This window comes from Actinopolyspora lacussalsi, from assembly GCA_030803735.1.
Classification (GTDB): Bacteria; Actinomycetota; Actinomycetes; order Mycobacteriales; family Pseudonocardiaceae; genus Actinopolyspora; species Actinopolyspora lacussalsi.
The window spans coordinates 4,148,447-4,161,977 of sequence record JAURUC010000001.1; the positions used below are offsets into that span (position 1 = coordinate 4,148,447).

Consider the following 13,531-nt stretch of genomic DNA (forward strand, 5'->3'; position numbering starts at 1 on the left):
GGAGCTTCGTGAGGGTGAGCATCCATCCTCGTATAGACGGTTGTCGGCTTTCGGAACACCGCCGGATGTTCCGGACTCGGCCATCGTTTCCGAATCGAGGGGAATCACGGCTTGCGTGTTCGCGCGAAATGGCTCGTCGTTCTGGGGGGATGATCCTGCTCGGGCTGCTGACGTGGTGGGGGTGGAATGCCTTGCAGGAGTTCGAGTACGACATGCGTCATCCCGAACGGAGCGGCTGGATGGACTGAGTTCGCGCTCGCCGAGCGGCTGAACCGTCGATCCGCCGAGCCGTGCCGCTCAGAGCGCGGTGTTCCCGCCGAGCAGCAGCGCGAACGATCCGCCGCCGATCACCGCCCCGGTCAGCGCGCCGACGGTGACCTGGGCCGGGGTGTGGTCGTCGACGGCCACCCGGGACCACGCCACGGCCAGTGTCACCAGCGCGCCCCACCACAGCGCGGGTCCGTAGAGCAGTGCCAGCACGGTCACCGCACCCGCTGCCACGGCGGTGTGCATCGAGATCTTCCAGAAGACCGTGATCGTGCCGGTGACCAGCAGGCTGATGATCATGCTGATGTCCAGCGCGATCAGTTTCTCCGGAGCACGGCCCGCGATCAGCAGCGCGAGCCCGAGCAGGCTGAGCACGATCAGCGCGGTGAACGGAATCAGCCTGCCCTGGCGGTCGCGGACGTGGTGCCCGTCCCACCTGCCGGTGCGGCTGCCCCACACCACCACGCCCATCGGCAGCACGCTGCTGGTCAGCGCCACGACCATTCCCCACAGCAGGGTGGAGCCGAACTCCGCCGTGGCCTGACCGGCCACCACCAGTGGCAGCACCAGCACGATCACCCAGGGGGCTAGAACCTCGGTGACGACGCGGGCGAGCAGGTGCTTGCGCTCGGTCTGGGAACTGGTCTCGCGGGTCGACATCGGCACATCTTACGTCTTACGCCGTGTTGTCGCGGTCGGTTTTGCGACGGGTGCGTTGGTGGCGGGGGCGTGCGTTGTAGGCGTCGAGGCTGTCGATGAGGTTGGAGACGGTGTTGCGGTCCCGTCGGTCCAGTCCGGCGAAGCGCTGGGCGATGTCGCGTGCCTCGGTGTCGCGCCAGGTTTTCAGGTCGGCGATCTGCGCGTCGATGCGCTCGGTGACCTCGTCGTCGAAGAAGTATCCCGCGGGCACGCCGAAGAACTCCGCCAGCGCCTCCACGTAGTGGATCTTGGGATTGGTTCGTGTCCCGGTTTTGAGCTGGCTGATGTACTGCGCCGACATCGCCCCTGGAAGGTGCCGGATTCCCGCCTCGATCTCGCGGTAGCTGTAGGTGCCGCGGTCCGGTGGATGCACCGTGGCGATGAGATGGGCGAGCTTGCCCGCGAAAGTGTTTTCGCGTCCGGCTTCGTTGGCACTCATAGCGTTCTTCTCGTCCGCCAGTTTGTTGGTGAGTTTCCCCAGGTCCAAGCACCGTAAACGGCTGTTGACAGTGTTTCACCGTGATGGTTTACAGTGATGATGCTACTGTCAACAGTAGCAAACGCCGATCCGGGATCATAGCTTCCGGAGCCCAGCGCCCCGTGGAAACGCGAAATATTTCCGGGGAGTTGACCAGCGGCAGCGTGCTCGCCCCGTTCTGGGGGTATGGGGCGAGCACCTCCGTGGCCACTAGCTTCTCTTGCCCGGTATTCCCGTGCGCTCCGGTGTCCCCGCTCGGCACCCAGCGCCCCGTGCTCGACGCCCGGCTCTCCGCTGTCCGGCGTCCGGTGCCCGGCGATTTCGCGAGAAATCGAGGCCCGCAGAGCTTGGACGGGGATCGGACTCCCAGTTGTCCACAGTGCACAACAGTGCGAACGGTCACCGTGTGAGCGATCGATCTCCGCGGATGACCCCACGTCGTCGTTGATCGCGGATACCGTGTGGCTGTCCGTGACGCGACGAGCACCTGGTGTGCGCGATCCGTTCGCGCGGCTGGGGTGGTGAACCGATGAACTACCTGTCCCGCATCCGACTCAACCCGCTGCGCTCGGGCAGCCGTGACCTGCTCGGCAATCCCCGCAGGCTGCACGGGGCGGTCATGGGCGGCCTGGCCGACGATCCCGAGCGGCAGCGCCCGTTGTGGCGGCTGGACAGCGACAACCCGCACCGGCCGAAGCTGCTGGTGCTCTCCGAGTCCAAACCGGACTGGACGCACCTGGTCGAGCAGGCCGGTTGGCCGCACGCCGACGGTGAGCACTACGAACTGCGCGAGTACGAGCCACTGCTGACTCAGCTGGCGGTGGGTGAGGAGTTCGCCTTCCGCGTGACCGCGAATCCGGTGCAGAACACCAGCGAGCCGGAACACCCCACCGAGCGACAGCGGCAGCGTGCCGGGGAAGGGCAGCGGCGGCGTTCGCAGCGGATAGGTCACCGTACCGCCGGAGCGCAGCTCGGTTGGTTCCTGCAACGCACCGAGAAGTGGGGGTTCTCGGTGCCGGGAGCTTCGTCCGGAACGGGCGCGACCGAACACCCCAGTGTCGCGGCAACCGCTGATTCCACCGACGCGACCGGCGGCGCCCTGACGCCCGAGGCTGCGCGTGGGGATACCGCCGATGCGTCGGAGTTCGCGGGAGACGTGCGGATCACCGCACGTGAAAGGCACTCCTTCGCCAAGAAGCGGGGTTCGAAACCAGTGGTGCTGCACACCGCGACGTTCGAGGGGCGGTTACGAGTGACCTCGGTGGAGCTGCTGCGGCGGGCGCTGCTGCACGGCATCGGTCCCGCCAAGGCCTACGGTTGCGGATTGCTCACGCTCGCGCCGTTGACCGGAGATTCTGTGTCGGCGGGATGAGTGGGTGCTAGTGCGGCATATGGAAACAGGTTTTGTCTTCCAGACATTCAGCGGAAATCAGGAGGTTGTGAAATCAGTTTAATAGGTAGCAGAGTTGTCTCATGTCAACACGTTGAGAATAGATTGTTTGGGAACATCGACTGTGAGGATTATTGATGTCTTTAACGCCTGATCAGGTCACGCGTAGTACGATGATCGGCCCCTTTCCGTTGCCAGAAATCAATGAAGAGCTTCGCGAACAGGCTCGTAGTAAATCAAATGACTGGGTAGCAATCGTTGACCCAATGGTGCGTCCCGACGTGACAGAGCCTCCCGCGTACGCTGTACAGGGAGGATATTATGTCGATAATCAGGGCCAGTTTACCGGGCAGTATCAAGTTAATCCGGGATACTGTCCTCATCCGAATCGTGCTGGTGTGCGCTTTGCTAATGGTCTGGAGCTGACCCTCTGGCGTGTGTTGAACGGCTTCAATCCGCTGGGTACTCTGGCCGACAGTTTCTACCATGCCGAGCTTGTCAGCTACGCCCGATACCCCGATGACAACGGTATCGTACTTATTGACGATCCCGAAAATCCCGGAACCCAACTGTTCTTGGCTTACACTTCGCAACAGTTCTGTCAATGGGAGCAGCACAGCAAGGTGGAGGGTAGCCAGATTCTGGAATTGATGGGAAAATCGTCGACGCTGCTAGAGATTAACCCCGGGGCCAAGCTGAACCTACGGCTGCCTATGTGGGTATTGGCCCACCTGATTACCGCAGACACCCCGTATCTACGCGAACGGACTGCCGAGCAGGGGCAGGGGTAGTACTCAGTGAGGTTGGTGACAGTGCTGGGGAGTTACATAGTATGAGGAGAACTAGCAGGATTCGCAGTGCGAACCATAAAACTTGTTGGTGGAAGAGGATTACATCTTGCTCGGTGAGGCGTAGCTGTTCCCCGAATCTTTAATCGAAGTGATCAGTCTTCAACGACACCAGGAAGTTCTGCCACTGTTGGTGGGTGGTGGTGAGGTAGCCCGCTGTGCGGTCTTTGCTGTCGCGGACGGCGGCGCTGCCGATCTCGACGCAGTTCGTCTGTGTGCTGCTGCGGCTGGACTTTCGCCAGTCGTGGGGCTCCGGGGAGTCGAGGTCGCTGCCGAGCTTGAGTCTCGCGCCGGGAGTGGGGAGTTCGCCACGTCCGAACGGGTGGTGTCAGCTGCCGGAACGGCACCCCTGTCCGATTACAGGGGTGCCGCGCTCGTGGCTGTGCCTCGCTCAGTCGAAGTGGTCGGTCTTCAGTGCTTGCAGGAAGGTCTGCCACTGCCGGTGGGTGGTGGTGAAGTAGCCCGCCGTGCGGTCTTTGCTGTCGCGGACGGCGGCGCCGTCGGTGGTGCGGCCGACCTCGACGCAGTTCGTCTGTGTGCTGCTCCGACTCGACTTTCGCCAGCTGGCTGGCTCTTGGGACATGCTCATACCGATTTCTCCAGCTCTGTTATGACGTTTGCGATGAGTGCGGTGGACTCCGCTGCCGTCATCGAAACCTGTTTCACCTTATCCACCGCAGTACGGTATGCCGCTATATCGTCCGCTTCGTGGAAGAAGAGTGCTGCGCGCCTGTTCTCCAGGTGCACTATCGGTGAGTCGGCGTCGAAGTCGATCAGCACGAACGGGCCTTCCAGCGCTGGGGTCCAACCTGCGGAAGCCGGCACGATACGCAGATCGACGTTGGGCATCTCAGTAGCACTCAGTAGGTACTTGAGCTGGTCGAGAACGACCTCGCTGCCACCTATCTCTTGATGAAGAGCAGCTTCACCGATCAGTGCGAGGAAGCGCGCTGGATTTCGCCTTGTGAGTGCTTCACGGCGTCCAACACGTACCACCACGCGAGTTTCAACTTCCGACTGTGGGACTTCGCCTGCGATCATGATGGCTCTGGCGTAGTCAGCTGTTTGCAGCAGACCAGGTATCAGCAGTGGAGCCACATCGGTGATGTGGCTGGCGTTGCGTTCGAAGTCGATCAGCGCCGCCATCTGTCGCTCACGGTCGCCACTTCGTACTGAGAGCCACTGTGGGTCGTCGGTTCCACGGGCCATTTCCAGCAGTTCAGAGCGTTCTCTGCCGTTTACGCCCGTAGCGGCGAGTATGGAAGCCACGTCTTCCGTTTCCGGTGAGCGCGTGCCGGTTTCCCAACGGGAAATAGCGCTGTGGGAGAGCTCGAGTTGGTCCGCCAGTCCTCGAACTGTGTAGCCAGCAGCTTTCCGTGCCTCTCTGAGCCGGGTGCCCAGTGCTTTGGCCTTTGGCGTGCCATTGGTGCCAGCCATGCACCACATCCTAGGTGAACATGCTGTGCCTACAGGTATCACCTGATCGAGGCATTGATCGTTTGGTGACAAGGTGACAAATTCTGGAACCAGTGGCACCAAAGCGCCGCTTCGCTGATCCTGATTTTGGAGGCAACCATGTCCCACCCCTTCACCTGGGTTCCCGCCGAGGAGCAGCGGCACGCGAGCAGGGATCCGGTGCCGCCGCCCGCCCTGGAGTTCCCGCCGGAGCTGACCGTGTCCGCGCTGTGCGGCCGGGAGGTGCTCACGGCCACCGGCGACATCCCCTGGTTGTGGCCGACCTGCCCGGACTGCGACCGCACCACCCGCGAACTGGTCGGCGCCCCGCCTCGCCATGACGCTGACGAAGGTGATGCGCGATGAGCAGTGACCACATCCGGTTGGCCGGGTTCCTGCGGCTCTGCCAGTGGCGTTGTGACGAGGCCGCCTTCGCGATGGGCGGCGGGCGCTTCAGCGCCGACCGCTGCCGCGAACTCGCGGAGGAACTCGCCGAGACGGCGATCGCACTGCGGCACTACGCCGACTCGCACGACAGCCCGGCGAAACCCGCGCTTCCCGAGGGGTACGGAACCGAAAACCGCATTGTCGAGGGCGATCCCGATGTCTGACCCGCTGCTCGTGCCGACCCTGCTGGTAGCGCTGGCGATGCTCCTGGCGCTCTGGCCGCAGCACCCCGAGCCCGCGCCGCGTCCGCACACCAGGCACGGCGGCGCAGGACCGGGCACGCTGACGGTCCGACAACTGCAAGCCCAACTCGCCGGTGCCGCCGGTGATTCCAGTGGTTCCACTGGCACCGAGCCCCGGGCCGCAGCTACCGCGAGCGCGACTACTGGTTCCAGCGGTCTCCCCGAATCCGGTGCTGCCGTACCGACACAGTCGCGATCCGAACCAGAACCGATCCGCTGGCCCGAAACCGACCCCGACGAACAGCTCGAATCCCGCGTGAGCGTTCACCACGCGCTCCGGGATCGCGACGACGAATCCCACGGCGCGGTCCCGGCGACATCGAATTCCCCGGCGACTCCGAACACCGAAGCCCTGGCCGCATGGCAAACGGCCTCTCACCACACCACGCCGCGCGGCACCGCCGTTCGGCGAGCTCCCGGGCCGCACCACCGCCACACTTCCCGGTGCCAACCGGCGCCGAGGACCGTGGGTTCCTTACCCGATTCCGATCCGAACCTGGCGCTGCTGGGACGCGTCCTCGAAGGACTGCGCCGCCTCTGAAGCTTCGCCCGTCTCCGCGGCGCCGCGCCGCCACTTCCGCACTCGGAACGGCCGCCGACCTCGGGACGGCAACCGAATCGCCCCGTTGACCACGGGCCACGGCGACGATCCCCGACACTCCGCCGTGGACCCGTCCGCCGTCTCACCTCGCGCGGCTCCCTCCCCACTCGCCGTGCGGGGCGGGGCGGCTCCCCGTCAATTTCTCGCGAAATCGCCGCGCGACCAGCCCCGGTTGAGTCGACCGAACAGCCCCGAACGAGATCATCGGCTTGGTAGCGTTCCGCTTCGGACAGCGAAGCGATCGAGGGGGAACGCCAGTGTCCGACTTCACGGTCGACATCGGCTCGTTGGACGCCATGGAGAAGAACCTCAACCGGGCCGAGGAGAACCTGCGGAGCGCACTCAAGGCGATGGACGACATCGGCCCGGACTCCATCGGGCCGGATGAACTGGACGAAGCCTGCGCCGAGTTCCGCGACGACTGGCAGCACGGCATCGACGAGATCGGCGAGTGCGTCAAGAAGATCACCGAAGCTCTCGGCTCCGCCAAGAAGCAGTACCAGGAGCTGGAGACCGCCATCACCGAGGGATTCACGGAGATGCGGGAAGCGATCGACTCCGGCGAGGCCGGGCAGAGCGAGCCACCGGTGGCGAGGCCCGCCCAGAGCGGGGGTGCCGGGTGAGCGGCAACGGGGACTGGCACGCGCTCGGATTCAACCCGGCCAGGGGAAACCCTTCGTCGGTGGGCACGTTGGCGAAACAGCTGACCGACACCGGCAACTGGCTGTTCGAGACCTACGAAGTGCTGCGCGACATCAGGCAGCAGAAGGACACCTGGACGGGGGAGGCGTCCAAGGCGTTCGCCGAGAAGTTCGGCGAATTACCCGGAAAGCTCGACGACGCCCACGAGTCCATGAAAGCCGCGGGCAAGGCGCTTTCCGGGTGGCAGGACACCCTGAAAGGACACCAGACTGAAGCCGCCCGACTTGAGCGAAAGGCCCGGGACGCGATCGCGGCCGCCGAGAAGGCCGACCAAGTGGTCAGCCAGACCGTCGCGGAGGCCAACAAGCCGATCGCGTACGACTCCGGCGACCCCGAGGCGCGCGCGGCGGCGAACCGCCGTGCCGAGCAGCAGGCACAAGCGGTAACCAGCGCCAAGAGTGACGCCCGCAGCGCCTGGGACGAAGTCGAAAGCATCCGGAAACAAGCCGTCGAGCTGCAGGAGACCTGGCGCGAGAACGCACGGGCCGTGGCGCGGAAACTCCGGGACGCCACCGACATCGCCCCCGGTTTCTGGAGCGCGCTCGGCGACGCGTTCTCGGACATGGGCGACTTCGTCGTCGACAACCTGGGCACGATCGGTGACGTGGCGGGGATGGTCGCCGCTGTCGCCGGAACACTGTCGCTCATTCCCGGTGCGAATTTGGCCTTCGGTCCCATCGCGCTCATCGCGGGAGGTGTCGCGTTGGCCGCGCACGCCGGGGACATCGCCGCGAACGACAAATGGACCGATGTGAACGCCTGGGTGGGTGTCGGTACCGACGCGCTCGGCATGCTGCCCATGGTCGGCCCGCTGGCCAAGGGAGGCGCGGCGGCCACGGACGCACTGCAGGTCAGCGACGGCCTGGTCGATGCCGGGCGAGTTGGCGTGAAGGCGTTCGGTAGCAAGACTTCCGAAGTCGTAACCGATATGGCTGATCCCGCCGATATAGCAACGTTGTTTGGTGACAGGCTGGCAAACAGGTTCGTCGGTGGCGAGGGCATGGCCAAGACGATTCAGGGAACTTTCAACGTGGGAATGCAGGCTCCCGTCGCGAACGATTGGGTTCACAGCGATGAGGCGAGCGCCGATGTCAAGAACAAGGCGGGTTACGTGGCTTTCGGGGGTGGGGCGGCGCAGAGTTACGGCGAGTGGGGAAAAGTAGGACATGAACTGCAAGGGCTAGGTGAATCGCTGTCGAGCTTCGCCAAGGCGCTCGGGTAGTGGAGGCTGAGCATGACACAGTCGGTTTCCGATGATTCCTCCGACACCTTCCCGTTGAGTTTCGGGCTGCATTCCGGATTTCAGCCCGTGGACTTCAACGAGTCCTCGGAGGACCGCGCCGAGCGGTTGTTCGAGTCGGCGCGATCGGCCCTTCCGGGGTTGGCGGAGGAGCAGTACCTTCGGCTGCTCGTCGCCAACGAGTACCTGCTGCGGCGGATGGCCGAAGAAGGGGTCATTTACGCGGCCTACTTCGTGGGGCGCTCGGCACGGGACACCACCGCCGCCACCACCGCGCAGTTCACGCTCACACTGCGCGAGGCTGATCTGAAGGCCACTCGACCGCTGGAAGCGCTGGCCGCCGGACTTCGCGAGGAGGACGCTCGGCGGGAGGTCGATTTCGTGGATCTCACCGTGGGGCGCTGCCTGGCCGTGGTGCAGCAGGACACTCCGAAGCCGGAGGCCAACCTGACCGGGGCAGCACACTACGAGCCGCGGGTTTCCCGGCAGTTCCAGGTGATCGTTCCGCTGGCCGAGCGGAGTCAGCTGGCGATCTTCGGGCTTGCCACCGAGTGTCTGCGTGACTGGGACGACTACGTGGCGATGATGGCCGACATCTGTAACAGCATCCAGTGGCGCGGCTCGGCTCGGAGTTCCATCGAGGACAAGTTGGCGGGACTGCTGTGAATCAGGACAAGGGGAGCTGGCGTTGACATTTCAGGATTTGATGTGGGCGTTCCCGGTATTAGGTGGGGCATATGTGCTACTCGGAGTGATTCTCCTGATCAGGAATCATTTCAAATCGTTGGGGACGCATGTGGCCAAGATTCGTAGAGACCTCGCCTCGCGAGAGAAGAACGGCGCATCGAGGTTGATATCGGGTTCCTATCCGAAGATCTCGAACGAGATGATGCGTGACCTTGCCGGGCACGAGGGATTCGTCTTTTTGGGCAGTACGGGACGGAGTATGAATTTCCAGCGCCCGGTTCCTTCCGATGGCGAGTCAGTGGAAGTGCCTGGTGCCTGGAAGGGACGGATCGAACCACACGGTGGCATGGGGTCGGGCAAGCACCGGCGGTTGTTGCGGGAGTGGTTGGACGGGGTTTCCGCTGACGACTCCTCGCTGACGTTGCGTCGTGATCAGCTGGGTGCGTTGCCGAAGGCGGAGATCCTGGAATTGGCGGCCGAGTACGGCTGGTCGTTCGAGTCGGAGGAGATCACCGACACCGAGTGGCGGCTGACCTTCCGCCCTGGCGCGACTGAGCATGAGCGGGACGAGAGGCGGTTGTTCGCCGATGACGGATGACGTGGGAAACCCCACCGAAGCGGAGTTCCTGCGCCGCCTCGAAAACGCGCGCACCAACCTCGCCGGCGTGGCCTATGTGGACATCCCCTACAGCGAGAAGAAGATCTCGCTGCGGCACTATCGCGGTCTGGTGCGGGAGCGGGGGTGGCGGATCACCGGTATGGAGCGTGGCGACGAAGGGATGTTCCGGCTCGTGCTCGAACGGTCCGGCTCCACTTCCGCCCCACACATCCTCGGCCCCACCTTCATCGAAGGGCCGAGCCTGGACGAACTGCGCGGCAACGAGTCCGCCCTGCTGGAGGCCGAACGCGTGCGGCGGGAGACGGGAGTGGACGTGCTGTCCGACCCGGTGCTCGACGGCGTGCGCCGCGAGCACGTGCGGCTGCGTCGTCGCTACGTCTGGCTGGGACGGCTCGCCGCGCTGCCCGCGCTGGTCGCGTTCGTCACGCTCATGTTCTCGCTGGTGGCGCTGGGCGACGGCAATCCCGAGGCGGTCCGGACGCTGCTGATCGTCTCGACGGTCTCGGCGGTGGTCTTCGTGCTGCTGCTCTGGCCGACGATCCGTGCCGCCAGGGCCCGCAGAGCGGCCGTGGCCGACTACAAGGCCGGCTACGAACGCGTCGTCGCGGCGGCGCTGGGCACCAGCAGCACACTGGGCAGTAGCACCACGAAGGGCACCAACGCCACGATGGGCACCAACGCCACGCTGGACAGCAACACCACCGAGCGAAGCTGAACCGCTTCCCAGTTTCAGCACCTCGCGGCCAAGAGGCGGCCGTCGATTTCTCGCGAAATCGCCGCGCGGCTGGAAGGAGAGCGGATGACCTCCTCCGCGACGGAGACAGCCGGAGGTGGATTACTTGGATCCCCTTGAAGCCCTCATCCTCGTTATGTCCCCGCTGCCGGGCGTCATGCTGCTCGGTGCGGTCACCGTGCACCTGGTGCGCCATGCGAACAAGCCGTGGCGCCCCGAGCTCGAACGCGCCCGGAAGGATCTGCACGGACGGCGTGATTCGGCGGGTCTGGTGTGGCTGGACGCCGACGACTACGAGAAGGTATCCACCGAGATGCTGCGCGAGCTGGGGCGGCACGAGGGATTCACCCTGTTCGAGCGAACGAAGTACCACGATCTCGGATTCCGGTCCACCGATAGCCGCGAAGCGCTGCGGGAACGGCGGCACGGAGCCGCGGAAGCCCCGGTCGGCGGTGACAGCGGTCGTCCGCTCGCCCGCTGGCGGCTGCGTCGGATGCTGCGCGGCGCTCGCGCGGCCGATACCGAGCTGGTGCTGCCCCGGCAGCGGTTGGGCCCACTGTCCAGCGGGGAGATTCTCGACACCGCTTCCCGGCACGACTGGGAGTTGCACGCGGAGGAACTCGTGGCGGACGAATGGCGGTTGGTCTTCCGACGCGCCGGTACGGCATCACGAGCGGACAAGAGCCGATCCAACGACGGGTGAGAACCCGACCGTGCCGTGGTGTGCCGCCGATCGGCGACACGCCAGGACCCGTGCTCCTGAACCGCGACCCGAACTGTGATGATCGGTGATGCCATCGAGCCTGCTCCGTTTGGGTGATTACCAACCGGGGTAGTGATCGAACAGGCGGAGAGACCCCACCCTCGACAAGGAGTTCGCCGTGAGCATCCTCAGTTGGATCCTGTTCGGTCTGATCGCGGGAGCAGTGGCCAAGCTGATCCTTCCTGGCAAGGATCCCGGCGGCATCATCGTGACCATCGGCATCGGCATAGTCGGAGGTCTGCTCGGCGGCTGGCTGGGCAGTTCCTTCTTCGGCGGCGGCGGGATATCCGGCTTCAACCTCGCCAGCTTCGGCTGGGCGGTGCTCGGCTCGCTGATCCTGCTGCTGCTCTACCGCCTCGTCTTCCACAAATCCCGAGGCTGATCCCACGGTTGGCCACCTCGCGTGGGTGGCCTGGCAATCGGGTAGCCGGGTAGTTCGCGCCGAGTCGGTGCGTCGCGGCGTCGGGCCGCTCCTGGAGCAGCGGCGGCCCACGTCGCGACACACCTCCCGTGCTCTTCTCGCACGCCGTGCGCCCCACATGCCGCCCTTCCGGTGAATCCGGGAAACGGGGCAACCGGAGCGCCCGTTTCGGGGCACTTCGGCCTCGACTGTTGCTACTCGTCAGTAGAACGGTGTTTACTGACCGGCCTGTGTGATGGATCACCACAAGGCCGGGGCGGCTCCTCCGTCGCGGCCGGAAGGGCCAGGCAACGGTGCGCCGAATACTCTCGACAGCCGCCGCGACCCTCATCGCCGCACTGTGCGGTTCCCTGCTCGCCCCGGCCGCCACGGCCGAGACGAACGGGGTGACCGTGCACCGGGCGAGCATCCCCGGGTCGGGCGGCGTCACGCTGCGAGCCAAAGTCATCGAACCCACCGGCGAGTCGGCCGAGCCACGACCGCTGCTGGTCATGCCCGCCAGCTGGGCCACCCCCAATATCGAGTACGTCGGGGCCGCCGCCCGGCTGGCCTACGAGTCGGGCTACGTGGTCGTCAGCTACACCGCCCGTGGGTTCTACGCCTCCGGCGGTGAGGTCGAGGTCGCGGGCGAGGAGGACGTCGCCGACGCCAGCGAGGTCATCGACTGGGCCGTGGCCAACACCTCCGCCGGCGACGAGAACGTCGGCATGGCAGGTATCTCCTACGGCGCCGGTATCAGCGCACTGACCGCCGCGTCCGACCCCAGGGTGGACGCGATAGCGGCCATGAGCGGCTGGGCCGACCTCGTGGCTTCGCTGTATCCCAACCGTACGGTCAACGCCTCCGGCGCGGAACTGCTGCTGGGAGTCGGCGAACTCACCGGAAGGTTCGGCGACGACCTCACCGAGCTGGAGAACGCCTACCGCGAGCACCGCACCGAGGAGGCGCTGCATCTGGCAGGGGAGCGTTCCCCGATCAACGAGATCGACGAGCTCAACGCCAACGGCACCGCCGTGATGCTCGCCAACTCCTGGCAGGACTCGCTGTTCCCGCCGAAGCAGATCGCCGACCTGTTCAGCGGCCTGAACGGCCCCAAGCGGCTCATGCTCGCTCCCGGTGACCACGCCACGGCCGAGCTCTTTGGGGCGGCGGGCCTGCCCAATCACATCTGGGACACCGCGGCCCGCTGGTTCGACCAGCAGCTGCGCGGTGTGGACGAGGGAATGGCCGACAGCGCCGTGGAGATCCAGCCGTCGAACGGCTCCGATTGGAAGCGGTATCCGGACTGGCGGTCGGTCACCGACCACACCTCCACCCGCGAACTCACCGAACCCACCCGGCGGCACCTGTTCGCCCCCGAGACCGGCGGGCTGAGCACCGAGAGCGACACCGGGTGGCGGCACTCGATCGACAGCGGCGACCCGACCCTGGCCAACAGCGGCCTCGTCCTGGTCAGTGGCGCGCTGCAGGGCTACGCGCGGATCCCGGTCGGAGTCTCGGTGCCGTTCGTGGACCGGGACGACGCCGCGGTGTGGGCGACCGAGCCCTACGCGGACGGCGTCAACGTCACCGGAACCCCGCGACTGCGGGTGAACGTCACCCCTGAGGACGAGAGCGTGTCGCTGTTCGCCTACCTCTACGACGTCGGACCCGCGGGTAACGGAAGCCTGATCAGCCACAAGCCTGTGACACTGCGTAATAATTCTCCCGGGGTGCGGAGTCGGGTGGACATCTCGCTGCAACCCACTTCCTGGCAGGTGGACGAGGGGCACCGGCTGGTGCTGGTGGTCGACACCGTGGACGCTCGTTACCGCGACGAGAGCTCCGGTGGCGAGGTGACGTTCGGTTCCTCGGCCGAACGGCCGGCCAAATTGCGAATTCCGGTGGGTTGACACCGTTTCCGCTCCGACTAGCGCCTGCTGTTCGGTTCTCCGGTGGT

Annotated in this window: 17 protein-coding genes and 1 pseudogene; 13 read left to right on the forward strand and 5 right to left on the reverse strand. The window is 65.3% G+C overall.

Annotation, left to right across the window (positions count from 1 at the left end; all coding sequences use genetic code 11):
- Positions 1 to 297 precede the first annotated feature (297 nt).
- The gene (locus J2S53_RS18430) at positions 298 to 927 is read right to left on the reverse strand and encodes a hypothetical protein (RefSeq protein WP_456242023.1); all 630 of its coding nucleotides are present in this window, start codon (positions 925 to 927) and stop codon (positions 298 to 300) included.
- 16 nt (positions 928 to 943) lie between these two features.
- On the reverse strand, positions 944 to 1,405 hold the full coding sequence (locus J2S53_RS18435) for a helix-turn-helix domain-containing protein (protein WP_456242024.1): 462 nt from the start codon (positions 1,403 to 1,405) through the stop codon (positions 944 to 946).
- 568 nt (positions 1,406 to 1,973) lie between these two features.
- On the opposite strand from J2S53_RS18435, the gene cas6e reads away from it, so the two are divergent.
- Both cas6e and J2S53_RS18445 read left to right on the forward strand, forming a co-directional pair.
- A complete protein-coding gene (cas6e, locus tag J2S53_RS18440; RefSeq protein ID WP_456242025.1) occupies positions 1,974 to 2,816 on the forward strand; it encodes a type I-E CRISPR-associated protein Cas6/Cse3/CasE in 843 nt (280 codons plus the stop codon).
- Positions 2,817 to 2,971: 155 nt separating this feature from the next.
- Complete coding sequence (locus J2S53_RS18445) at positions 2,972 to 3,625, forward strand: hypothetical protein (RefSeq protein ID WP_456242026.1); 654 nt, start codon at positions 2,972 to 2,974, stop codon at positions 3,623 to 3,625.
- Positions 3,626 to 3,764: 139 nt separating this feature from the next.
- On the opposite strand, the pseudogene J2S53_RS18450 reads toward J2S53_RS18445, so the two are convergent.
- The 3 genes and pseudogenes from J2S53_RS18450 to J2S53_RS18460 all read right to left on the reverse strand — a co-directional run.
- Positions 3,765 to 3,914, reverse strand: a pseudogene (locus J2S53_RS18450) (DUF397 domain-containing protein); the annotation flags it as partial.
- 159 nt (positions 3,915 to 4,073) lie between these two features.
- A complete protein-coding gene (locus J2S53_RS18455) occupies positions 4,074 to 4,265 on the reverse strand; it encodes a DUF397 domain-containing protein (RefSeq protein ID WP_456242830.1) in 192 nt (63 codons plus the stop codon).
- 2 nt (positions 4,266 to 4,267) lie between these two features.
- Positions 4,268 to 5,119 carry a helix-turn-helix domain-containing protein gene (locus J2S53_RS18460; protein WP_456242027.1) on the reverse strand — a complete coding sequence of 284 codons (852 nt, stop codon included), beginning with the start codon at positions 5,117 to 5,119 and terminating at the stop codon, positions 4,268 to 4,270.
- A gap of 138 nt (positions 5,120 to 5,257) precedes the next feature.
- Here J2S53_RS18460 and J2S53_RS18465 point away from each other — a divergent pair, with 138 nt between their 5' ends.
- The 11 genes from J2S53_RS18465 to J2S53_RS18515 all read left to right on the forward strand — a co-directional run bounded on the left by J2S53_RS18465 (position 5,258) and on the right by J2S53_RS18515 (position 13,484).
- On the forward strand, positions 5,258 to 5,503 hold the full coding sequence (locus tag J2S53_RS18465) for a zinc finger protein (protein WP_456242028.1): 246 nt from the start codon (positions 5,258 to 5,260) through the stop codon (positions 5,501 to 5,503).
- On the forward strand, positions 5,500 to 5,748 hold the full coding sequence (locus tag J2S53_RS18470; protein ID WP_456242029.1) for a hypothetical protein: 249 nt from the start codon (positions 5,500 to 5,502) through the stop codon (positions 5,746 to 5,748). The genes J2S53_RS18465 and J2S53_RS18470 overlap by 4 nt, the downstream gene beginning before the upstream one ends.
- The gene (locus tag J2S53_RS18475) at positions 5,741 to 6,367 is read left to right on the forward strand and encodes a hypothetical protein (protein ID WP_456242030.1); all 627 of its coding nucleotides are present in this window, start codon (positions 5,741 to 5,743) and stop codon (positions 6,365 to 6,367) included. Before J2S53_RS18470 ends, J2S53_RS18475 begins: the two co-directional genes overlap by 8 nt.
- 317 nt (positions 6,368 to 6,684) lie before the next feature.
- Entirely contained in the window at positions 6,685 to 7,050 is a 366-nt protein-coding gene (locus J2S53_RS18480; protein ID WP_456242031.1) for a hypothetical protein, read from the forward strand.
- Positions 7,047 to 8,351, forward strand: coding sequence for a putative T7SS-secreted protein (locus J2S53_RS18485; protein WP_456242032.1), 1,305 nt, complete (start codon positions 7,047 to 7,049; stop codon positions 8,349 to 8,351). Before J2S53_RS18480 ends, J2S53_RS18485 begins: the two co-directional genes overlap by 4 nt.
- 12 nt (positions 8,352 to 8,363) lie before the next feature.
- Positions 8,364 to 9,035 (forward strand): hypothetical protein, encoded by a 672-nt coding sequence (locus tag J2S53_RS18490; RefSeq protein ID WP_456242033.1) that lies wholly within the window; start codon positions 8,364 to 8,366, stop codon positions 9,033 to 9,035.
- 280 nt (positions 9,036 to 9,315) lie between these two features.
- Complete coding sequence (locus J2S53_RS18495; RefSeq protein WP_456242034.1) at positions 9,316 to 9,654, forward strand: hypothetical protein; 339 nt, start codon at positions 9,316 to 9,318, stop codon at positions 9,652 to 9,654.
- The gene (locus J2S53_RS18500) at positions 9,644 to 10,390 is read left to right on the forward strand and encodes a hypothetical protein (protein WP_456242035.1); all 747 of its coding nucleotides are present in this window, start codon (positions 9,644 to 9,646) and stop codon (positions 10,388 to 10,390) included. The genes J2S53_RS18495 and J2S53_RS18500 overlap by 11 nt, the downstream gene beginning before the upstream one ends.
- A 124-nt stretch (positions 10,391 to 10,514) precedes the next feature.
- Entirely contained in the window at positions 10,515 to 11,111 is a 597-nt protein-coding gene (locus tag J2S53_RS18505; protein WP_456242036.1) for a hypothetical protein, read from the forward strand.
- Positions 11,112 to 11,289: 178 nt separating this feature from the next.
- Complete coding sequence (locus tag J2S53_RS18510) at positions 11,290 to 11,553, forward strand: GlsB/YeaQ/YmgE family stress response membrane protein (protein WP_092973995.1); 264 nt, start codon at positions 11,290 to 11,292, stop codon at positions 11,551 to 11,553.
- A gap of 332 nt (positions 11,554 to 11,885) precedes the next feature.
- Positions 11,886 to 13,484, forward strand: coding sequence for a CocE/NonD family hydrolase (locus J2S53_RS18515; protein WP_456242037.1), 1,599 nt, complete (start codon positions 11,886 to 11,888; stop codon positions 13,482 to 13,484).
- The last annotated feature ends 47 nt before the right edge of the window (positions 13,485 to 13,531 follow it).

What these genes read in the sequence shown, in the direction of transcription:
- J2S53_RS18475 (WP_456242030.1), top strand. Translation starts at nt 5,741, where the DNA reads ATGTCTGACCCGCTGCTCGTGCCGACCCTGCTGGTAGCGCTGGCGATG.
- J2S53_RS18460 (WP_456242027.1), bottom strand. Translation starts at nt 5,119, where the DNA reads ATGGCTGGCACCAATGGCACGCCAAAGGCCAAAGCACTGGGCACCCGG.
- J2S53_RS18490 (WP_456242033.1), top strand. Translation starts at nt 8,364, where the DNA reads ATGACACAGTCGGTTTCCGATGATTCCTCCGACACCTTCCCGTTGAGT.
- J2S53_RS18455 (WP_456242830.1), bottom strand. Translation starts at nt 4,265, where the DNA reads ATGTCCCAAGAGCCAGCCAGCTGGCGAAAGTCGAGTCGGAGCAGCACA.
- J2S53_RS18465 (WP_456242028.1), top strand. Translation starts at nt 5,258, where the DNA reads ATGTCCCACCCCTTCACCTGGGTTCCCGCCGAGGAGCAGCGGCACGCG.
- cas6e (WP_456242025.1), top strand. Translation starts at nt 1,974, where the DNA reads ATGAACTACCTGTCCCGCATCCGACTCAACCCGCTGCGCTCGGGCAGC.
- J2S53_RS18445 (WP_456242026.1), top strand. Translation starts at nt 2,972, where the DNA reads ATGTCTTTAACGCCTGATCAGGTCACGCGTAGTACGATGATCGGCCCC.
- J2S53_RS18495 (WP_456242034.1), top strand. Translation starts at nt 9,316, where the DNA reads ATGAATTTCCAGCGCCCGGTTCCTTCCGATGGCGAGTCAGTGGAAGTG.
- J2S53_RS18470 (WP_456242029.1), top strand. Translation starts at nt 5,500, where the DNA reads ATGAGCAGTGACCACATCCGGTTGGCCGGGTTCCTGCGGCTCTGCCAG.
- J2S53_RS18435 (WP_456242024.1), bottom strand. Translation starts at nt 1,405, where the DNA reads ATGAGTGCCAACGAAGCCGGACGCGAAAACACTTTCGCGGGCAAGCTC.
- J2S53_RS18430 (WP_456242023.1), bottom strand. Translation starts at nt 927, where the DNA reads ATGTCGACCCGCGAGACCAGTTCCCAGACCGAGCGCAAGCACCTGCTC.
- J2S53_RS18500 (WP_456242035.1), top strand. Translation starts at nt 9,644, where the DNA reads ATGACGGATGACGTGGGAAACCCCACCGAAGCGGAGTTCCTGCGCCGC.